General features: G+C 24.2%; 15 protein-coding genes and 1 pseudogene. 5 read left to right on the top strand and 11 right to left on the bottom strand.

Annotated elements, in window-relative coordinates:
- Window positions 1-4: 4 nt before the first annotated feature.
- The 7 genes from UUR8_RS02160 to UUR8_RS02130 form a co-directional block, all read right to left on the bottom strand.
- Window positions 5-817 carry a hypothetical protein gene (locus UUR8_RS02160; RefSeq protein WP_004025748.1) on the bottom strand — a complete coding sequence of 271 codons (813 nt, stop codon included), beginning with the start codon at window positions 815-817 and terminating at the stop codon, window positions 5-7.
- A gap of 28 nt (window positions 818-845) precedes the next feature.
- Entirely contained in the window at window positions 846-4,703 is a 3,858-nt protein-coding gene (locus tag UUR8_RS02155; protein ID WP_004025831.1) for a DUF4011 domain-containing protein, read from the bottom strand.
- 5 nt (window positions 4,704-4,708) lie between these two features.
- Window positions 4,709-5,584, bottom strand: a complete 876-nt coding sequence (locus UUR8_RS02150) for an Abi family protein (protein ID WP_004025945.1) — start codon at window positions 5,582-5,584, stop codon at window positions 4,709-4,711.
- Between the two features lie 159 nt (window positions 5,585-5,743).
- Entirely contained in the window at window positions 5,744-6,928 is a 1,185-nt protein-coding gene (locus UUR8_RS02145; protein WP_004025687.1) for a hypothetical protein, read from the bottom strand.
- 17 nt (window positions 6,929-6,945) lie between these two features.
- Window positions 6,946-7,872, bottom strand: a complete 927-nt coding sequence (gene rsmH, locus UUR8_RS02140; protein WP_004026107.1) for a 16S rRNA (cytosine(1402)-N(4))-methyltransferase RsmH — start codon at window positions 7,870-7,872, stop codon at window positions 6,946-6,948.
- Window positions 7,862-8,299 carry a division/cell wall cluster transcriptional repressor MraZ gene (mraZ, locus tag UUR8_RS02135; RefSeq protein ID WP_004026192.1) on the bottom strand — a complete coding sequence of 146 codons (438 nt, stop codon included), beginning with the start codon at window positions 8,297-8,299 and terminating at the stop codon, window positions 7,862-7,864. The genes rsmH and mraZ overlap by 11 nt, the downstream gene beginning before the upstream one ends.
- A 76-nt stretch (window positions 8,300-8,375) precedes the next feature.
- Window positions 8,376-9,473 carry a ComEC/Rec2 family competence protein gene (locus UUR8_RS02130; RefSeq protein ID WP_004025798.1) on the bottom strand — a complete coding sequence of 366 codons (1,098 nt, stop codon included), beginning with the start codon at window positions 9,471-9,473 and terminating at the stop codon, window positions 8,376-8,378.
- Between the two features lie 139 nt (window positions 9,474-9,612).
- Here UUR8_RS02130 and der point away from each other — a divergent pair, with 139 nt between their 5' ends.
- The 5 genes from der to UUR8_RS02105 all read left to right on the top strand — a co-directional run bounded on the left by der (window position 9,613) and on the right by UUR8_RS02105 (window position 15,132).
- Window positions 9,613-10,941 (top strand): ribosome biogenesis GTPase Der, encoded by a 1,329-nt coding sequence (gene der / locus UUR8_RS02125; RefSeq protein ID WP_004025701.1) that lies wholly within the window; start codon window positions 9,613-9,615, stop codon window positions 10,939-10,941.
- A gap of 9 nt (window positions 10,942-10,950) precedes the next feature.
- Window positions 10,951-11,925 (top strand): NAD(P)H-dependent glycerol-3-phosphate dehydrogenase, encoded by a 975-nt coding sequence (locus tag UUR8_RS02120; protein WP_004025655.1) that lies wholly within the window; start codon window positions 10,951-10,953, stop codon window positions 11,923-11,925.
- Window positions 11,925-13,679 (top strand): excinuclease ABC subunit UvrC, encoded by a 1,755-nt coding sequence (gene uvrC / locus UUR8_RS02115; protein ID WP_004025574.1) that lies wholly within the window; start codon window positions 11,925-11,927, stop codon window positions 13,677-13,679. Before UUR8_RS02120 ends, uvrC begins: the two co-directional genes overlap by 1 nt.
- A gap of 143 nt (window positions 13,680-13,822) precedes the next feature.
- Window positions 13,823-14,329 carry an NAD(P)H-dependent oxidoreductase gene (locus UUR8_RS02110; protein WP_004025881.1) on the top strand — a complete coding sequence of 169 codons (507 nt, stop codon included), beginning with the start codon at window positions 13,823-13,825 and terminating at the stop codon, window positions 14,327-14,329.
- Window positions 14,329-15,132, top strand: coding sequence for a hypothetical protein (locus UUR8_RS02105; protein ID WP_004026181.1), 804 nt, complete (start codon window positions 14,329-14,331; stop codon window positions 15,130-15,132). The genes UUR8_RS02110 and UUR8_RS02105 overlap by 1 nt, the downstream gene beginning before the upstream one ends.
- Window positions 15,133-15,207: 75 nt before the next feature.
- On the opposite strand, the gene UUR8_RS02100 is transcribed toward UUR8_RS02105, so the two are convergent.
- The 4 genes and pseudogenes from UUR8_RS02100 to UUR8_RS02085 all read right to left on the bottom strand — a co-directional run bounded on the left by UUR8_RS02100 (window position 15,208) and on the right by UUR8_RS02085 (window position 22,358).
- Window positions 15,208-16,848 carry a Vmc-like lipoprotein signal peptide domain-containing protein gene (locus UUR8_RS02100; RefSeq protein ID WP_004025776.1) on the bottom strand — a complete coding sequence of 547 codons (1,641 nt, stop codon included), beginning with the start codon at window positions 16,846-16,848 and terminating at the stop codon, window positions 15,208-15,210.
- Between the two features lie 113 nt (window positions 16,849-16,961).
- Window positions 16,962-21,290 carry a DNA polymerase III subunit alpha gene (gene polC, locus UUR8_RS02095; RefSeq protein WP_004025551.1) on the bottom strand — a complete coding sequence of 1,443 codons (4,329 nt, stop codon included), beginning with the start codon at window positions 21,288-21,290 and terminating at the stop codon, window positions 16,962-16,964.
- Window positions 21,291-21,578: 288 nt separating this feature from the next.
- Window positions 21,579-21,959, bottom strand: a pseudogene (locus UUR8_RS02090) (hypothetical protein); the annotation flags it as partial.
- A 111-nt stretch (window positions 21,960-22,070) separates the two neighbouring features.
- Window positions 22,071-22,358, bottom strand: a complete 288-nt coding sequence (locus UUR8_RS02085; protein WP_004025501.1) for a hypothetical protein — start codon at window positions 22,356-22,358, stop codon at window positions 22,071-22,073.
- Between the last annotated feature and the right edge of the window lie 718 nt (window positions 22,359-23,076).

Here is a 23,076-nt window from a genome sequence, read left to right as displayed (position 1 = left end):
ATAACTATACTCTTTTAAATAATGCAATCAAACGAATTACATACAATAATATACGATTAAATGAAGCAAAAAGCAAATAACTATTTCAAGTTGTGAAATCACGCATAATTTTATGATTTTCTAAATTGTGGTGTTCTGCCATTATTCTCATACTATAAATTGTTGAAGCAAATCCAATACTTAAAGAAATTAATCAAATAATACTTAATACAATATCAGCAATAATAATTCCTTGATTAAAACCATGATTATATCTTGTAGTAAAAAAGACAATTAATAAAATGATTGATCCAATTGTTGCAATCGTAAATAAAACAATGTTAGCAATACTTAATTTAAAAGCGATTTTATGGTTCATAATAAAACCTAAAATTCCCATTGCCACAATAATTGATAAACTAATTCCAATAGCAATTAGTGTTAAATCTAGTCCAACAATGGCTGATACATAACTAATCATAAAGCACATTGTAATACCATCTAGTATATATAATGTAATTGATCAACCAATTTTGGGGGCAAAAAAATTATATCTCCGTCTAAAATAAAGAATTAAATGCACAATAAAATAGATAATCGATAAAACAATCACAATCCCTGTAATTATTTGAAAAACAAATTTTGAATTAATTGTTAAACTAACTGCACTAGAATATTCAAATAAATATTTGCGCATTAAAAAACCAAAAATAACAATTAATATACACATGATCGTACATGAAATTGAAGCTTTAATTAAACTAACATTAATTGCTTTTTTCTCTTTATCTCAAACAGTTTCATTGCCTTTTAAAAACTCAAATGATCTTAAATTCAAATCATACCTCCTAAATATAGTATGTAATTTATAATTGTATCAATTTAATAATATTATTTTTAACTTGATGATAATTTAAACAAATTTCATAATCATTAATAATAATTGTTTTATAACCACGATCCATTAAAAAATTAAATTGATCATAAATTTCTAAAAGATTATAAGATTTTCACTCATTAAATTCTTCTAAACACACAAGTAAATCAATTTTTTGATTATCTAAATTATATAAAGCAAAAGCAATATTAAAATTACCAATTTTTAATTTATGTAAAATTTGTTGGTTAGCTTTTTTGTGATCTTTTAAAATTGTTAAGATAATTTTTTCAAAACTTGTTAAAAATTCTTCATTAAAAGATAGATAATTTTGAAATTTATTTTGGTTAGCTAATTGTGTAATTTCATCACAATAAGCAATAAAATTTTTAAAAGTCCGAATGTTATCATTATTAATATTAACCATCATATCAACTGCTTTAATTGATTTAACAACTATCATTTTATCTGCTGCTCTTGTGATCGCTACGTTTAAACGATTAGCGCCACCCTTTTTCATTAATGGTCCATAATTGTTACGTAAAATTCCTTCTTTGTTTTTTGCGTAAGTAATTGATAGGATTACTAAATCAGCTTCATTACCTTGAACATTTTCTAAATTGGTAACAATGATTTCATCATTTTCAAAACGTTGATAAATCACATCATTAAAACTAAAAGTTTGTAATATTAAATTTTCAATTAATTCACTTTGTTTAATATTAAAAGTAATCACAATAATTTTTTTATAATTAGCAGCTTGTTCTTTTAGAATTTCTACAATTTTTTGTGCTTCAATGCTATTATCATTCTCAAATGTACCATTAACATTAATAACTTCAATTCCTGGTTCAAATAATCCATTTTTAGATGCAAAATGTAATTCATTGTTATAAATATTTTCATTACTAAAACTAATTAAATCATCACGATTAGAACGATAATGATTTTTTAGTAAATACTCTGATCATAAAGCGGTTTTAGCACGATCTAACAAACTTTCTGCAACATCTACATCAGCTAATTCAAATTCATCACTTTCGCTATCTTGACGATTAATGAAAAAATTAGTAGGACATAATTGTTTATCATCCCCTGCCACAATATTAATATTGCAACGATAAATTGATGGATATGAACGTTCTAAAAACATCTGTGAAGCTTCATCAAAAATTCCATAATCAAAGCTTTTGTTTATTAATGGCAACATTTCACTAACAAGTTCTGGTTTACTAATCCAAATTGGAAAAAGGAAGCGCAAAACTTCATAATACTTTAAAATAAATTTAACAATATTAGGTTTTTTTGTTAAACGACAAATTTGCGCAATTTCTTTAATTTTGGTTTGCATTTGTTTTGGTGCAGTGATTAATTTGATTTGTAAATAATCTAAATAATTATTGTAAATAATTTCATCAGCATTTTTAGAAAATTGGATATTAGCATCTCTTAGTTTTTTACATAAGTTAAAAAAATCAGTATTTTTAATAAATTCGTAATTAATTAAAACTTCATTTTGGTATTGAATTAAATCATTGATAATGTCATATTGTTCACTATTTAAATTTAAATCTTTAAGTTGCAAAATTAATTCATACGATAAATTTTTATCAAAAACATTTTCATACAAATCTTTAGCATAAGGTTTAGTTAACAACTGTTTATTATTCAAATAAACAATATTTTCAATATTAAAAATTTCAATTGGTTGGTTCATTAAATCTTCTAAAAATAAAAAATTGAATTTTGATAAAATTGGATTATTAAAATATGCTTTAAGCACTTCTAATTGTTTTAATAAAGTTTTTTCATCACCCTTAATTTTTTTGAACATACCCTTTTTTGCTAAAGGATTATTAGTTAATAAATATTGTTCAAAAACATAAGGTCAATCAGTATTTTTTAAATTATTTAAATTATTTAAAAATGTTGAATGTGTTTTTGTATTCTCTTCAAGAAATTTTTTGAAATCATCTTTTAAAAGATAGTTAAATTTTACATAAAATTCATTGGTTTCAACATAAGCATTACTTAATAGATTTGCATCTTCATATATAAAACTGGTTAAAATCATGTTATTTTTAACTAAAAAACTTTCTAATAAATTAATTCGTGCTAAAAAAGTTTGGCTTTGATATAAAGATTTCGTAATTAAATTAAAATCAATTTGTAACTGGTTTAATTGGTTATTTTCTTCTTTGAATTTTAATAAATTATTTTTAGAAAATTCGTAATTATACTTTTTAAAAAAGTAATAACTATTTTTAGCGTGTGCAATAATTTCATCAAAAGTGTATGAATAAGTTTTAATTAAGTTTTTGATTTGATTAATTAAATTTTCATCATTAATAAATTTAATTTCAGATTCATTAAATCGTGATAGTCAATATAAATAATTAGCAAAATTATTATTGTTAGTATCTTTTTCATTATGTAAATTTTTAATTAGTGATGAAATATTAATAATTTCTTTTTTTAATTCATGAATCTTTTTATAAAAAATATTTGAAATAATATTGTTTTTGTATTTAAAATCATGAACTTGGTTTGAGTTTTGACTATCAATAAATCTTAATCCACCGATTTTTTCAATTAAATTAAAAATATTATTATAGAATTGATCATCATTGTTTGTATCATAAATAAAAAGTGCAAAAAAACTAATTTTAGTTAATCTTTCATGTAATACATCTAATGCAGCTTTTTTTTCTGAAATAATTAAAGTTGTTTTTAAATCATTAATCACATTAGCAATAATACTTGCAATAACCTCTGATTTACCTGTTCCAGGCGGTCCATATATTAAAGTATTTTTAACTAATGCTGAATGAATAGCATATTTTTGAAAAATATTTAATGGTCGGTTAATTTGGATTAATGGAAGTTTATTTTCTTCAGCTAAATGATGATAATTTTTATTATAAATTTGTTGGTTAGTATTATTAATTTCTTCATCAAATGGATCAATATTACTATTAATAATAGTTTCTAAATCATTTTTAATAGCTCCACCAAGTGGTTCAAAAATACCTAAAACATAAGCGTCATATAAAAATAAATTATTAAATTGTTCTTTAATTTCATTTTGTTTTAAATTTAAAAAACCATTATTATCAACAATTGATTCTAAATGCTCTTTTAAAGTGATTTTTTTAATTAAATTTTGGATATCTAAATAATTAAAATTTTTAATTTCATTTAATGAAACAATATTATTTTTAAAATCATTTTTTAAAAAAGATAATAGTTTTTCATTAACAATAAAATTAGTATTTTTACGTTTTAAAAAAATTTCATCATTATGCTTTTTGATTTCAACATCAATAAAAATTAATGGAGCATTCAAACTTGAGGGTTTAGGGGTTGGACCAATTAAAAAATTTTTAGCAATAAATAAAGGTCAAACTCCTGTTTGAGCATAAATACTACGTGCTTCACGGCTTAAATGATCAAATTTTTTAGGTTCGCTTTCAATTGCTTTGATCATATCAGCAATTCGTTCATTTTTATATAATAAAAAATCTTGATTTCATTCATTAATTTTACGCATGGATAAAAGATCTTTTAGTTTTAAGTTAAAATCTTGTAAATAATCAATTACATCATCCATTGATTCTGCTTTTTTAAGATTATTTTCAAACATGTTTGTATTAATAAATGATTTAATTTTAAGAACGTTAATTTTACCTTCGATAAAATCTTGTAATTCATGCTTATTAAAAGTGTTTGTAATATCTAAATGATATTTTGTTAAACGTGTTCTTATACAACTATCACGTGTATCAGTTGATAGTAAATTTAAAACTTTTTGTTTAATTGCTTTATTATTCAATTGTTCATCTTGCATAATAATTAACCTTCAATTCCCAATAAATTATTGATGTGATGCAAAACTGCTCCTTTAAATTTGGCCTTTTTAATTGCTTGCATAATTTTGTCGCGCAAATTACCATTTAAAACATGAAATTTATCATTTGTAAAAGCTGTTAAAAAATCAACAACATCTAAAAAACCTACAACTTTTTTAACACTTTTTAACCTTAATACTTTCGCAAATGCACTCGCATTATCATTAAAACTATTTGTAATTACCATATCATTATGTGAAATACTATTTCGAAAATGTTTAACAATATGAAGAATATCAATAAATTCTAATGGCGTAATATGATTTAGTTCAAAATGTTCTAAAACACTAATTTGTACATTAGCATCAACTGCTCGATAAAAACCAATTGTAGTGTTTAATGTTCATGATAGTGCTAAATTAATTAAAGGAATTTGTTGCACACTAATATTGAATTGGCTTAATAAATTTGAAGAATTAGCATATGTATAAATATTTTCAGATAAGATTTCATAATGTCTTGGTGAATCAAATTTTAAAAAAGGATCTGCACGCATATCTATAACATACTTTGAAGTTAGATTATTGATTTTTAAAAAATTTTGTACAACCACAGCGTTTAATTGTTGTTCAAACAACATAATGCAATCACCCATTAAATTAGCAATCTTGCGATCTAATAAAACAAAGTTGATTAAATCTTTACTTTTTAACCCTTCAACATATTGATTATCTTTTTTTAAAAAAAATGAATAACCATCAATTACTCTTATAACTCCATAATTAAATAAAAAACTAATAAATTTCTCTTTATTTTTAATAATTAATCCTTTGTTTTTTAAATTTTTAATCAAACCAATACTATGTTTACTTAACGCCATATAAACATTACACCCATTATTTTTATATATGTATATATATAAAATTATATATTATAAAGATAAAAAAACCCAAAGCAATGGGTTTATTTAGTACTTATATATTTTATTATATATTTAATTAAATAAAAAATACCCTTTTAAAAAAGGGTACATATTTACTTAAAAATTTTTTACGTTTACCGTCTGGTGATACATCTTTGCTAGAATATTTTCATTGCTAAAGTTATCAAAATTCTTAACGTTATGCATATTATAAAAATCCTGCTTAGCTAGGGCCTGACTAGTACTATATTCATAACAATTTGATGAAACAAATGATTTATTTTGAAAAACTTCAACTTTAATTTCTTTAAAATATGAACTAAAAAAACGATGAAATATTTGATTCAAATTATTAAAAGGAGTATTAATAAAAAGGAAGGCTAAATTCTTTGGGTTAAAATCTAGTAAAGGATGATCGAATTGTAAAAGTAGACTTTTTTCAAAATGCTCTTGGAAAATTTTTAAAAAAACATTTTCAAGATCTTGTCCACAAATAGAATTATAAGTAAACAAAAGTTTAGGATCTACATTAATTTCAATAATTTTTTGATTATTGTAATTAATATCTCTAAAATATGATTCAATTTTTTTAGAATTAATATTTAGTGATTGTGCTGTTTGTGTGATGACATTAGCCAAACAAAAGTGGTTTTTTGCTTCGCTAATTACATTACTAATTAAATTAGTTTGATTATAAGTTTTAAAAATTGTTTTATAATCTTCTATTTCTAATAATAGTGAAGCTTTACTGTCATGATCATTAAATTCAAAGCCATTTAAATGTGCTTGTGAAACTATAAATTGTTTGATCTTTAAGTTTAATGATTGACACAAATCAATTATTAATTGATAATCGTATTTTAAAATGTAGTATGAAATCAATTTATAGCTATTTTCTTTAGAATAGTGGCTTATTCCAAAATCAACTGCTACATAACTTTTTTGATCTGAACTTAATAGTTCAGTATGATCATTGTTGCAAAAATTACTTTCTAATTTCATAAAGTCATTATAATTATAAAAAGTAGTGTTTGTAGTTTGAAAGCTACTAAAACCATAACTGATAATAATTTCATCAATAAAATTAATGTGTAATTCTTTTTTTAAACAACTAATTAATGAATTAAGTTGCATTTTTAGATCAGTTTGCAAAAAGTTTGATGACTCATAATTATTTTGATTATTGTTTGGAAGTGATTTTATAAATACTAAATCATTAGCTTTAGTTACATCATTGTAAATAAATGCTATTAATGTAAAATAGTAATTATCTAAACGAAGCAAACACACTGGTTTGTTCATAATAAAATCCTCCATATTTAATAATTTTTAACTAATCCTCTTAAAATTGATGATCGTGAACGATTGTTATCGTTTAATTCTTGGGTACTTGGCATAATTTTTTGATTCAGTAAACTATATTGATTTACATAATTGTTTAATGGAATTTCTTTAGGTAATTTATTTTTTGCATAATTATTAAAAACTTTTTTAACAATTTTATCTTCAAGACTATGAAAACTAATAATTGCAACAACGCCTAAAGGATTTAACATTGAAATAGCATCATTAAATGCTTTTTCGAGAATATTTAATTCATCATTAACTTCTATTCGAATTGCTTGAAAAAACAAGCGTGCAGGATGTTTTTTCTCAAATAATATTTTTTTAGGAGAATAATTTTTAATGATTTCAACTAATTCTAGTGTTGTATTAATCGCTTTAGTGCTACGTTCTTTAACAATCCCATTAGCAATCGTTTTAGCGTATTTTATTTCACCATATTTTGTAAAGATATTCACTAATTTTGCAAAAGAATAATGATTAACAATATAGTGAGCATTTAATTTCTGTTCTTGATCCATTCGCATATCTAATAAAGCATCTTTATGATAACTAAAACCACGTTCTGGATCATCAAGTTGCGGACTTGATAAACCTAAATCAAATACAAAACCATCAACATGAAAGATTTGATGATCATATAAAACTGATTTTAAATTTTTAAAATTAGTTTTAATAACAATTACATTTGGATTGTCTTTGAATAAATTGTTTGCAAAATCAATTGCCTGTTGGTCTTGATCTATACAAATTAATTTACCTTTTTTTGAAAGTTTTTTTAAGATAAGTTGTGAATGTCCTCCACGACCAAATGTGCAATCTACATAGATACCATCAGGTTTTACGTGTAATAATTCAATTGTTTCGTTTAATAAAACAGTAGTGTGTTGATTAAATTCCATTAATTAATAATTTTTCAGCTAAATCACTTAGCGTATCTTCTTGATTTAAACTAAAGTCATCATAGACTTCTTTTGCTCAAATTTCATAGCGATCATTTGTTCCAATAATGTAAATATCTTTTTTGATCTTGGCTTTATCAATAAGATTTTGTGGTATTAAAATTCTTGATGCACTATCAATTTCTACCTTATAAGTTTGACTTAAAAGTAATCTTGTAAGGTTTCGAGCTTCTCTTGAACCAATTGGTAAATTATTAATGTTGTCAACAAATTGATTAAATTCACTTTCTAATCTCATATCTATATTCTCATCAAAACCAAGTGATAAATAAACAAAAGTGACTTCGTTTAACGTTGCTTTAACTTTTGATGGGATTAGCATACGATTTTTAGAATCGATGGAATGATTATAAGTACCAATAAACATTTTTATACATTTTTCCCCACTTTTTTACACTTGGCAACTATATTATATATCATGACTTTGAAAAATAGCACATTTCTTATACTTTTTTTAATATTTTTTTGTAATAAATTCAAAGCGAGATTGTTAACCAAATACTTGTATAAAAAATCGTAATGATTTCTGAATAGTTTTTAATGTAAATGTTTGCATCAATTTCATTAATAAAATAAATTGCTTTTACTAATATATTAGTAACTCCATCTAAAACAACTTCAAAATGAGGGATGAACATGAATCAAAAAAGAACTTGATAAACAAAAAGAATTGGCAGATTCATTACATAACCAAAAATAATACTTAAAAAATTTATTTTTTCATTTAAATTGATCGATATAATGAAAGTAATCGATAAAATATATAAATTTATATAAATATTTTTTAAAATTGAATTGTCTTTTATAAAAAGATTAAGAAGATAAATACAAAACAAAGCTAAATATGCAAAAATAAAACTAAGCATTGATAAGTTATAAATACTTAAAGAAGCAATAATTAGACCACTAATTGCTAATTTATCCATTTTAGAAATTTTTTGAAAAAATTTAATGGATAAAATATGCATAATAAAAACACGAATAAAACCAATTGAAAATTCAAGTAAATATCCATAAAAAATTAAAAAACATATTCCTATTACAAAACTTATTTTTGGTCATTTTTTAAAAAAGATTTTATTAATAATTAAAAGAAAAATGTTCAAGTGTAATCCGGAAACAATAAATAAATGAGCAATATTAAGATCGTATAAAATTTGTTTAAAATTACCACTAACTTTTTCATTAAAAATCATTAACTTAATTAACATTAAAGTATTTTTGTTTAAATATTTTTTACTCAAATACACTATGATTTGTTTTCTTAATGATCAATCGCATTCTTTTTCAAGATTTGTTATTAAATAATGGGTGTTAAAATTTTTGTGAATTAATAAGCATAAAGCAAAACATAAAATACTAAAAACGATTATTAAAATAATTAATTTATAATTAAATTTAATTTGGTATAGTCAATAAAATTGACAAACATTAACTATTAAAATTCAAAAATTATTATAATAAAAACAGCAAGCAATACTAGTTGCTAAAATTAAAAAACTAATGTAATAATTTTTAGTTTTAAATGTATTATTAATCACAAAATCACCCTTTATTTAAATGTTGGTAAAATAAGGGTAGTTTATATTAAAAATATAAATATAAATTGCTTAATCAAGCATTATTAAATGGTTTTTATTATAATTACATATAATGTTTGTAACTAAAAAGGAAGAATTTATGAGAACTATTGCTATTGTTGGAAAGCCAAATGTTGGTAAATCATCACTATTTAATCGTATTTTAATGCGACGAAAATCGATTGTGGATGATCAACCTGGAGTAACAAGAGATCGAATTTATGATGTTGGAAATTGACTAACAAGAGACTTTATGTTAATTGACACTGGTGGAATAATTAGTTCTGAAGATACTTATCAAGATAACATTAACGAACAAGTTTTATTTGCCATTAATGAAGCAAATACAATTATTTTTTTAGTTTCAGCAAAAGATGGCATTAATAATGATGATAAAAAAATCGCTAAAATGTTAAAAGAAAAAGCAAAAGATAAAAAAGTTATTTTGGTCGTAAATAAGGTTGAATCTGAAAAATATTATTTTAATGAGGGCGAATTATATTCATTTGGATTTGGTAAATTTTTTAAAATTTCAGCTGAACATGGAATTGGAATGGGTGATCTTTTAGATGAATTAGTAAAAGATATGCCAATTCAAAATGCTTTAGAGCAACAAGAACGTTTTAAATTTTGCATTATTGGAAGGCCTAATGTTGGTAAAAGTTCATTAACTAATACTATTTTAGGTGAACAAAGAATGATTGTTAACGCTGAAGCTGGTTCAACACGTGATTCAATTGATAATGACTTTAGTTATCATAATAAAAAATATACAATCATTGATACAGCAGGAGTACGACGAAAAGGCAAAATTGTTGAAGCAGTAGAAAAATATGCTGTTTTACGAACACAAAAAGCGATTGAAAGATCACAATTAATTTTATTAGTACTTGATGGATCAGAGCCATTTAAAGAACAAGATGAAGTTGTAGGTGGTTTAGCATATGATGCTAATATTCCTACCATTATTGTTGTGAATAAGTGAGATAATATCGCTAATAAAAATAGTCATACAATGGAAATGGTCAAAAAACAAATTCGTTCACAATTTAAATACTTATCATGAGCACCAATTGTTTTTATTAGTGCTTTAGATAATAAAAGAATTCACACTATTTTTGAAACTATTGAACTTGTGCGTGAGCAAGCAATGCGCAAGGTTGCTACTTCTTTATTAAATGATGTAGTTATTAAAGCGAACGCCTTTCAAGAACCGCCTCCTTTTAAAGGTGGAAGAATTAGTATTTCATACGTTGTTCAAGTCCAATCACAAATTCCTACTTTTGTTTTAAAATGTAATAATCCAAAATTTTTACATTTTAGTTATGCTCGTTACATTGAAAATGAAATTCGTAAAGCGTTTGGATTTGATAGTGTACCAATAACATTGTATTGACAAGATAAAAACAAAAAATTACGAGGGGAGTAGTTATTAATTATGAGTAAAATTTTAATTATTGGAAGTGGTGCTTTTGGAAGTGCTTTAACACAAGTTTTAGTTTCAAACCATCACACAGTTGATGTTTATGGAATTAATCAAAACGAACTAAATGATTTACAACAAAACCAAAAAAATACAACTTATTTTCAAGATCAAAAATTAAGCCAACCAATTAATAATACTTATTTAGATATTCATTTAGCACTTAAAAATCACTATGATTTTATTGTGATTGTTATTCCTTCATTTGCTATTAAAAACTTTGTTGATAGTATTAAAACACTTGATTTATCACAAGCTATAGTTGTTAATGCTGCTAAAGGATTAAATCTTGAAACAAAATCTTCATGATGTGATTATATTCAACAAAATTTAAAAATCAAAGCCTTAATTGGATTAGTTGGTCCTTCATTTGCTATTGATGTTTTCTTAAAAAAACCAACAGTTGTTAATTTAGTAGGAACTGATTTAGATGCACTTATAAAAACAAAGCAAGCATTTGAAAATGATTGATTTAAATGCGTTTTATCAAAACAATTTGAAGTTGCTAATTATATTTCTTGTTTTAAAAATGCTTTAGCAATTGGTTGTGGCATTATTTATGGATTAGAAAAATCACACAATTCATTAGTAGCTTTTTTAACTAAAGGAATTAATGAAATGCAATTAATTTTAGAAACAATTTATCAAAAAAAAGTTAATCCTTTAGAATACTTTTTTATTGGTGATACCATTTTAACTTGCACTGATCAAAAATCACGTAATTTTAGTTTTGGCTTATTAGTTGCACAACAAGGAGTGCAAACAGCTTTAGAAAATAAACAAAAAACAGTTGAAGGTTTAAATAATATTAAAGTGATTTATGAAATTATTAAAACAAAGCAAATTGATGCTCCACTTTTTGAAAGTTTATACGAAGTTATTAATGAAAATCTAACACCAAAGTCTTTGTTTAATAAAAGTTTTTGTTAATGAATGATTTATTAAAAACTAAATTAAAATTAATTCCTCACAAACCTGGTTGTTATTTGTGAAAAGATGAATTTGATCAAATTATTTATATTGGTAAAGCCAAAGATTTATATAATAGAACACATTCATATTTTAATGGTCCAAAAGATAATAAAACTAGTAAATTAGTAAGTAATATTAAAGATCTTGAATACATTGTGGTTAATAATGTTAATGAAGCTTTAATTTTAGAAAATAATTTAATTAAAACACATCGCCCAAAATATAATATCTTACTAAAAGATGGTTCTAACTATCCTTATATCATGATTACAAACGAACAATATCCACGATTAAAATATGTTCGTACTTATGATAAAAATAAAGGAATTTATTTTGGTCCATTAGCTGATAGTACAAATAAATATCAATTATTTAACTTATTAAATAGTATATTTCCATTTAATAAATGTAATCACCAACCCCATCAAAAATGCATTTACTATGATCTTCATCAATGCATAAATCAAGTACAACCGCAGACATATGAAAAAGCAATTGCTGAAGTTAAAGAAATTTTTAAAGGTAATTTAGATCATATTTTAGCTATTTTAGAAAATAAAGAACAACATGCAGTTGCTAAATTAGATTTTGAAAATGCTCAAAAATATGCTGAGCAACAAAAAGCACTTACTTATATTATTAACTCAGGTTTAGTACAATTAGATAATAATGAAAGTTTTGATGTTGTAGGTTTTTATGAAAAAAACAATTATTTAGTAATTATTATTTTTAATTATGTTAAGGGTAAATTATTAAATAAAAGTGCTGATACATTTGCTATTTATGATCATGAAATTAATGAATTAATAACTTCATTTTTAATGCAATACTATTCACAAAATAAAATTAGTACAAAAATTATTGTGAGTTTAGATGATGATAATTTATTAGCTTTATCACAAAGATTTAAGACAAAATTTATTAATGCGCAAACGAAATTTCACAAACAAATTCTTAAATTAGCTTTTGATAATGCGATTTTATATTTTGATTCTAATATTAAGAGTGTAATTAATAAACAAAACGAATTAGATGAGGCTTTAAATCAATTAAAGCAAATTTTAAAGTTGTCAGATTTAAGTATGATTGAGTGTTTTGATAACTCTAATATTAATTTAAGTTTACCAATTGCTGGAATGATTGTTTACCAAAATGGTAAATTAAATAATAAATTAAATCGTAAATATAATTTAATGACAACTAAAAATGCTTCTGATTATCATTTTATGATCGAAGTTATCACAAGACGTTATCAACGATTAGTTTCACAACATCAAAAATTACCCAATCTAATCGTAGTAGATGGAGGAAAACTACAAGTTAATGCAGCTTTGTATGCTTTAGAACAATTACAAATAAGTATTCCATTAATAGGATTAAAAAAAGATCAAAAACACAAAACTAATGCTATTGTTTTAGCTAATGGTGATGAAATTATTTTAGATCGTAAAAGTGTTTTATATAAGTTTTTAGCAAATATGCAAAATGATGTTCACAATTATGCCATTTCATTTTTAAGAAACAAACACACAAAATCTATTTTTAATTCTTTATTAAATGATGTTCAAGGTCTAGGTAAAAAGCGTTTAAATGAACTTTTAAATTATTATGATAGTATTAACGATTTAAAAAGTGCATCTGATCAAGAATTATTACAATTTTTACCTAAAAATGTCTTAGTTAATCTACGTGAAAAACTAAATAAAATATAATTATTTTTTATAAAATCAATTTTATAATGTAATGTTTTTTATCTATAATTTTTCAAAATTAATCAAAATTTTATAAAATGTTAATTTCAATTTTTATTAAATTATGTTTTAATTTAATAAATAAATTTAAGGAGTTAAATAACATGAAAAAAACATTAGTTTTATACGCACGTGTTTGTCCAACTAAATCGTTTCATACACAACAAATTTTTGAAGCTTTTCAAAAACAAACAAATTTTGTTTGTGTTAATCTTGATGCAAATCAACCTTTTGATGTTTTAAAAGAGCAAGAATTTATCTTAGGATTTGATCGAATTATTTTATTGTTTACGCTAAATTGATATAACATTCCTTGATCATTATCACGTTATTTTATAGAAGTTTGAAGAACTTTTCCTTTTAGTTTAGAAAATAAAGAAGTTTATAAAATCATCACAACTGGGGCTAATCAAGATTTTTATGAAAAAAAAGATCCTAATATTAATAACATTTCAGTTGAAGAATATTTGAATAATGTAAATGGAATGCTAAAAAAATTACGAGCAAGTATTCAAAAAAGTTTTTATTATTATGGTGCAATTAATCAAGATCAAGCGCGTTTAAATCAATTTGTTAATGAATTAATAAAATATTTTAAAAATCAAAATTAATGAAAAATTGAGCAAAATCATTATTAATTAATTTTATCAATATTGATTTTCACAATTTTAAATCGATTCAAATTGTTTTAGATGCTTGAACTAATCAGGTATTTGAAGTTGTAGACATAATTAATTTAAGTTGATATATTAGAATTAAAATCAAAAAGGGAAATACTTTAGAACATTATTTGTTTACTAAATTTTTTAAAGGTTATTTTTATTATGATCAACAATCTCATCATCTAATTAGTCAAAAAATAAATGTCAAAAAACCTTATGTAATTAATGAATGATTTATGGCTAACGTGATTCATAATATCAAAGAATTACAAACGTTAACCATTAACAAAAAAATTAAAATTAAAGATTTTGATTACTTATCTTATCTGCCTTTGGTAAAAAATGATCCATTAGCTGCATATTTTAAATCTATTTATGAGCAAGAAGTAAAAAAAACTAAACTTGTTTTAGCCCACAACGATTTTTCAATTAATAATATTTTAGCAAATGAATGCGAAAATCTTTTTATATTAATTGATTTTGAATATAGTAGCAGAAATTTAAAAGATTGAGATTTATTTAATTTTTTAAGGGATCTAAATGATACACAATTGAATTTTGGAATTTCTTTTATAAAAGAAAAATTAGGATATGACGAACATTTGATTTATAAATACTTATTTTTAACATCATATTATGGGTTTTTATGAGCTACAAACGCTTTTTTAAAAACTAATGAATTAAAAATTAAGATATATGGGGAAAATGCTTATCAAAAAGCTGATTTTTATTTGCAAAAATTAAATAAATAATAAAAAACCATCTTTATTATAAACATAATAAGATGGATTTTTTATTGTATTATAATCTTTATCTTTACTTAAAAATTAATGTAAGTCTTTTGTTTTTAAGTAATCTTCTCAATCAACAAGAGCTGCATTTTGAGAGTATTGATCACGATCTTGAGGAGCAACTACTTTTCTTGTTTCATCACTAAATCGACGGTTAGTAATTGCAAAATTAGCAATTTCTTTATGTTCATTCATTAATGCACCAAACATTTTTGTTGCAGCTTCCCCATGAATTCCAGCTAGAATCAAGTTAACATTTAAATCTTTAATTTTAGTTAATGATGTTGTTTCTCAACGAATTCCATCACTTGGAGTGATTGTTCTACAATCTTTTAGTGGTCCATTAATATATTCTGATAAATATAAAGCTAATTGTCTTTCTTCATGTCCACTTGTTGATAATTCACCATTTACTAATAAATCAGGTTTTAGTCCTAAAGTAATAGCAATATCTAAAACTTGTGAGTTTGTTGCCCAAACTTTTCAATCAATTTTATGATTTGGATCACGGTGCGATTTAAAAGGATCACATTCATCTTTAATTGTTTTTTTATCTTCTTTTAAATCTGTATCTTGGTTAACTAATGTAAATAATTGAGTTGGTACTTTAAATTCTTCTTTAGCTTTTAAAGCATCTAATTCAGATTTTGGCATACCAAATGCTTCTGATAGAGCATGTAATGAATAATTAACCCCTAAAATACCATAACTTGCATATCATAAACTACTCATTGGCATAACAATTAAATCATCCTTATTATTTGGATTTTTTAACATGCGTTTTGCAATAAAATCATTAGCATTTTGACTCTTCATTCAATCTTCAAATTGTTTAATTTTTTCAGGTTGGCGTTGATTGTTTTTAAAGGCTTCTGGTAAACCTGAATCGTAGTATAAATAAATTACTTTATCAGCTGTGTTTTCAAATGATTCAGTTAATTGACCAGGTAGATTTGCTTTTTGAGTTTCAGAACCATCTTCAACAATAATATCCCCAAATGAGAAACCATCATCTAATAATTTTTCAGGAGCTACTTTTGATTTAGGCGTTGGAAAACGTGCACCTAATCCAGGAATACCATCATAATCAGGTTTTGAATAAATAATTGGAAAATCAGCAGGTAAATCAATTGATGTTACATTCATAGCTGCTAAATCTTCACGAGGGGCGTTATTATTTACTAATGTAATAACAGTCTTTTTTTCATCACGTCATTTTTTTCAAAATGGTGATTCTGCATACATTTTAATATCATGTTTAACTTTAGCAATAATATCTTCAATTTGTGCACTAAATGTAGATTTGTATTTCCCTTCAGCAATTAATTTTTTAAAATTTGAAGATTTTGTTAAATCAACTGCTTTATCCATTTCCATCGCTAGTTTTCGTGCTTGTTCAAAAGAACTATTTCATCAATTAACTCACATCTTATCACGATCTGGTTTTTTAGATTTAGCATTCAAAATTTCAGAAATAATTTCATTTCTTAACACTTTTTCTTGCGTTAATGATTTACTTGTTGTTCCTGTACTACTTCCAGGTTGAATAGTACCTGTATTTATTGTTTTTTTAGTTTTCTTATCATCACTACATGCAGTTGCAACTGCAACAGTTCCAATAGCTACAGTTCCAAATAGCAATGAAGAAAACAAAATCTTTTTATTTATTTTTTTCATATTTGTATCTACTTTCTTACTTATCCTTAGTGAAAATAATTTCGTTTAAAAAATAAACTCACTTAAATTTATACTACTAAAAAAATAAATAAAGGGTTTTTATATATCAAAAATTAAAATAATGTTAATTGTTCAGTCTCACTTAAATGATCTAATACACCTAATTCACGTAAATTTTTTAAATCAGTTCGTGAAATTTTTGTTCGATTTTTTAAATCTTCAATTGTTGAAAAAGCTTTTTGATTACGTGCTTCAATAATGGAATTAGCCACTGTTTCACCCAAGCCTTGAATAGCCACAAATGGTGGAATAATGGCATTATTTTGTTTATCAATTACATAACTAGTTGCCTGTGATTGTTCAATACTAATATTTGAAATTTTAAAACCCCGAGCTAATAATTCAATCACAATTTCATAAATTGGTTGTAAAGCAAGTTCACGTGAACTCACTTTTTTTTGTGGATCTCGTGATTTTGAGCGTTGTTCAATATCATTGTAAGTTTTTTCAATAAACTCTTTTCCTTGATTAATTACAAACAAATCAAAATTATCAGCACGAACACTAAAAAATGCTGCATAGTATTCTAGTGGATGATAAATCTTATATCACGCAAACTTTCATGCGTGCATAACATAAGCTGTCGCATGGGCTTTAGGGAACATGTATTTAATTTTATTAGCTGATTCAATATATCATTCAGGAATCTTTAATTCTTTTAAAATACTTTGATGTTCAGGTTTAATTTTTTTACCTTTTCTTACATCTTCCATAATTAAAAAAGCAGTTTTTGGTTCAACATTTTGACGAATCAAATAAGTCATAATATCATCACGACAAGCAATAACATCTTTTAGTAGTTTTCCAGATTTAATTAATGATTGAGCATTACCTAATCAAACACTTTCTCCATGAGATAAACCAGAAATTCGAATTAAGTCAGCAAATGATTTGGGTTTAGTATCAACTAGCATTCCCCGAACAAAACGAGTTCCAAATTCAGGAATTGAAATAGCTCCTGTTGTTTCATTTAAAACATCTGATGGTTTAATGTTTAGTGCACTAATATCACTAAATAATTTCATAACCAATGGATCATACATTGGCACATCACGATCATCAATTCCAGTATAGTCTTTTAAAAGTTTTAAAATCGTTGGATTATCGTGTCCTAAAATATCAAATTTAAGCAAACTATCATGTAAATATTCAAACGCAAAGTGCGTTGTTTTTCAAGTTTCATTAATATCATTAGCTGGAAAATTATAAGGTGAAAAATCCCAAATACTATATTCTTTAGGAACAATAATAATTCCTCCAGGGTGTTGTCCAGTAGTTCTTTTTGAATCAATACATTTTTGAACATATAAACTAACTGTTGAATCACGAACAATTTGGTTTTCACTAAAACGATTTTCAAAATATTTTTTAACCGCATTTTCAGCACTTTTTTCAGCCATTGTACCAATTGTACCAGCACGATATGAATGTGTTTCACCAAAAATACTTTTAATAAAATTATGGGCAACTGCTTGATAAACACCAGAGAAATTTAAATCAATATCAGGCACTTTATCCCCATCAAATCCTAAAAATGTTTCAAAAGGAATATTATGACCATCAGTTAACATTTGAATTTGACATTGTTCACAATCTTTAGGAACTAAATCAAATCCATCATCAGCATTAGTTATAAATTCACATTTTTTACATTTTGGACATAAATAATGAGGAGCTAATGGATTAACATCAGTAATATTTAAAAATGTTGCTACAAGTGACGATCCAACAGAACCACGACTTCCAACTCCATAACCATCTTGCATTGATTTTTCTACTAATAAATGTGAAATTCAATAAACAACACTAAATCCATGCTTAATAATCGAATCTAATTCTTTTTTAATACGTTGTTCGATAATTGTCGGTAGATTATCGCCATAGATTTTTTTAGCTGTATGATAAACATAATCAATTGTTTTTTGATCTACTCCCTCCATTTTTGGAGCATACAATCCCTCTTTTAAAGGTTGGATTTTATCATCAAATCATGAATTAATGATTTGTGGATTTTCATTAATAATTAAATTAATTAAATTTTCATCTTCTAAATAAGCAAGTTCATCAATCGCACTTTTTTGATCAACATACTCTAAATCTGGCACATATTCTTCATTAGCGAAACGATGTGATTTACCTTCAAGTCCTTTAGTGTTAACATAAACATCATAAAATTTCTTATCATCTTTTAAAAAATAATAAGGCGAACTTGAATAAATAATAATTTTGTTTAATTCTAAAGCTAAACTTACTAATTTTTTAAAAGCTTTTTGTACATTCTCAAGTGTGATTTTTTTAGCATATACTAAATGTTTTTGTGAACCAATTGATGGTAGAGTAATGAAATCATAACGTTGCATTATTGATTTGATTTCATCATCACTTTTTGAATATAAAGCATTAATTAAATCAGATTCATGAACCGAATTTGAAATGATTAATTTATCTTTTTTATTTGCTAAAAAACTTGTGGTAATCGTTGGTCTTGTATAGTACATATCAGTGTGTGATATAGACACTAATTCGTACATATCTTTAACATTTGCTTGAGTTTTAATATATAAATTAACTCAATTTCCAAAACTTCGATTTTTTAACATTAAACTTTGTAATTTAGTGTTAATTTGATTTAAATTAATGATTTCAAAGTCATTAACTAAACTATTTTTCATAATTTTAAAAACATCAGCTAATACCATTGCATCATAATCTGCACGATGAGCTACTTCATCATTATAGTCAACTTCATATTTTTTACAAATTGCCCCTAAACGATGACTTTTAAAAGGATTAATAGCACGTGAAATCATTAATGTATCAATACTTGGATTTTTAAGTGGTTTTAAGCCTCATTTTAATAACCTTTGATTAATAAAGTTAATATCAAAACTAATCCCATTATGAGCAACCAAAATATGGTTATCAAAAATTTCTTTAATTTTTAATAATGCTGTTTTTTCATCAATTGCATCATTTACCATTTCTTGATTAATGTTAGTTAAATTAGTAATGTTTTCATTAATTTCTTGAATAGGTTTAACAAAGAATTGAATTTTATCGCCAATTTGTTTATTATTTTGCATAATAATGGCTCCAAATTCAATAATTTCATCAAAATTAGGAAACAACCCTGTTGTTTCAATATCAAAAATTACATATGTTGCATCATCTAAATTTTGATCACGAACATTTAAAGCTAAAGGAATTTGCTCTTCTAATTCTTCTGTTTCTAATCCATAAATAATCTTTAAATCTTGTTTTTTAGAAAATTTAGCAATTTCAGGATATGATTGGACAACATTTCGATCAGTAACACCAATTGTTTTTAATTGATTTTTAACTGCAAAATCAATTAATTCTTGTGCTGAAATAATCGCATCAAGCGAAGACATTTTAGTATGAAAATTTAATTCTAAACGAGGTGTAATTGTCTTTTTTATATGATTATCTTGAATAGTGTAAATTTTTTTAATTTTACCAATTGGAACTTGGCCACTTTTACTCATATTATCTAAAACAATATCAATCTCAGCTTCAATTAATTGGTCAATTTTTAATTCATCTAAAAACTTTTTTAATGGATGTTCGCTATTTGATAAATAAGTCATAATCGTTAATGTTTCGCTATCATCAATAACATTTAATTTATAAGCGATTGCTCCGCTTTTTAAAACATCAACTTTTTTTGCAAAAACATAAGCTTGAATTTTAGCATTATTCATTAAAGGATTAATATCAATTAATTTTGTAATGGTTTTATTAGATGTATTTTTGTAATAGTTAAAATTTGATTTTTGATTGTTTTGATAATCTTGTTGTTGATTAATTTGTTGTTCTAATTGTTTTTGTTGTTGTATATGATGGTTAATAATTTCATTAACTGCTTGTTCGTGATTTTCATTTAATATTAAACTAATATTTTCAAAATGGATTTCAAGTTCGCTATAAGGTAATGATCACGCTTTTAAAGTATTTAAAATTTTTAATTTATTAGTTATGAAATGATCATAAATTAATTTATTATCGATTTTTAAATTTAATTGATTTAAATCAAAATCATATTCTATTTTTGTATTTAAATCAGTGATTTGTTCTAAAAAAACTAAATCAATACTTTGTTCACTAATTTTTTTAAAAAAAGTTAATAAAATTTTTTGATCAATATCTTTTAGATCATTAATATATCAAATTTGCAAATCATGCATTAAAGTTGTTTTTGGTAGTTGATGCAATTCATTAATAATAGTTGCATCAACTAATTGATTAAAATAAACAAATAAATTGTTTTTTTTATCTTTAGTTAATTTTTTAATATTGATTTTATCTAACAGTTCATCATCAATCATTACAATTTTTTTAAATAACGCATTTTTTGTTTCCATTTTATATTCCTTTATTTATTAAATAAAATAAATGCACACTATTTGGTTATTGAGTTGCATTTATTGTTTTATTGAACCTACATTTATATTTTATAATATATAAAATTTTTTAAATTTATAATTGTTTAAATTTTAAAAAACTAATACGTTTTAAACTTGTTAAATTTGTTATAAAAGCAAAAAATATTAAGATATACACAAATGAATGTATACTCAATATTTTATTGTAAATTTATTATTTATTTTAGTTAAAAATATTTATTAATTTTAAGTTGCTGGATTTACTTGTTCTTCAGCAACTTTTAAATCACTACTTTTAATAGCATCAACATTAGCTTCAACATCATTAATCATTAGTTTTGATACATTATAAGTATCTGTTGCAAATTCAACAAGATCTTTTGTAGTTACACTTAATTTATCAGCACTTAATACTAATTCAACTTCTTTAGTTTCTTGTGCACCTTTTTTAGTTAGTGTTAATTTTAGTGATGGTGTAGTTTCATTTGCTACTACAAGTGCTTTAGAGAAAGTTAATTTAACTTTTGCTTTTTTAGTTCCAGTATCTTTGTCTACTAATTCAACACTACTTACAACTGCTTTTTCTTCTTTTGGTGTAGGTGTTGGAGTCGGAGTTGGTGATGGTGTAGGTGTGTTTTCAAAGTCCACTTTTTCTGTTTGATAATTAAAATTCTAAAAATTATCAGTTTTTAAGGTAATAAAAAATAGCCCAATTTTGAGCTATTTAATTTATTTTTTAGAAAATTTGTAACTAGATAATTATTTTTCAGTTGATCCACCTTCTGTGCTACCTGTTTCAGGTTTTTTACCTTCAGTTGATCCACCTTCTGTGCTACCTGTTTCAGGTTTTTTAGAAGCTTCTACTTTTAATTCTTTATTTTTAATTTCGTCATTTAAACTAACTTCATTACCATTTAAAGTTAATTTAGTTACTTTATAAGTTCCTTCATTTAACACATTTAAATCAGCTGTTGCACTTAATTTATCTTGACTTAATACTAAGTCAACTTCTTTTGTTTCACTATCTTTAGTTAAAGTTAATTTCAATGATTTTTGGCTTTCGTCTTTTAGTTGAACTGCTGAGGCAAATGTTAATTTAACTTTTGCTGTTTTTGTTTGTGCATTAACTTCGCTAAACTCAACATTACTTACAATTGCTTTATCTTCTTTTGGTGTAGGTGTTGGAGTAGGTTCTGGAGTTGGTGTAGGCGCATTTTCAAAGTCTACTTTTTCTGTTTGATAATTAAAATTCTAAAAATTATCAGTTTTAAGGTAATAAAAAAAGCCCAATTTTGAGCTATTATTAATTTTATTATTTTAACTTTTTAAGTTCTTCTTTTGCTTTAGCTAATTCTTGTTCAAGGTTTTGTTTTTGTGTTTGTTTTTCTTGAACAACTTTTTCTAATTCTTTAACTTTTGCAACATCGTTTTTACCTGCTTTTTCAGTTTTAACAGCGTTTTCAGCTTCTGTTAATGCAGTTGTTGCTTCTTTTACTTTTTTATCTAAATCAGCAACTTTTGCTTCTAATTGTTCTTCTGTTAGAGCAGGAGTATTTGATGGATGATCTCCTTGTTCGTTTCCACCATTTCCATTATTATTTTTGTCTTCAATTAATAATTTACTATTCTTAACTGTATCATTTAAATTGATTTCATTACCATTTAATGTTAATTTAGATAAATTATAAGTACCTTCTTTTAAGTTAGATAACTTCCCACTTAAAGTTTTAGTAGTTTCATCATAGCTTAAATCACTAACTTGAAT

The organism is Ureaplasma urealyticum serovar 8 str. ATCC 27618 (assembly GCF_000169535.1).
In the GTDB taxonomy this organism is placed as follows: Bacteria; Bacillota_I; Bacilli_A; order Mycoplasmatales; family Mycoplasmoidaceae; genus Ureaplasma; species Ureaplasma urealyticum.
The sequence above is the reverse complement of the archived record's forward strand: the minus strand, read 5'-3'. Positions and strand labels throughout refer to the sequence as shown.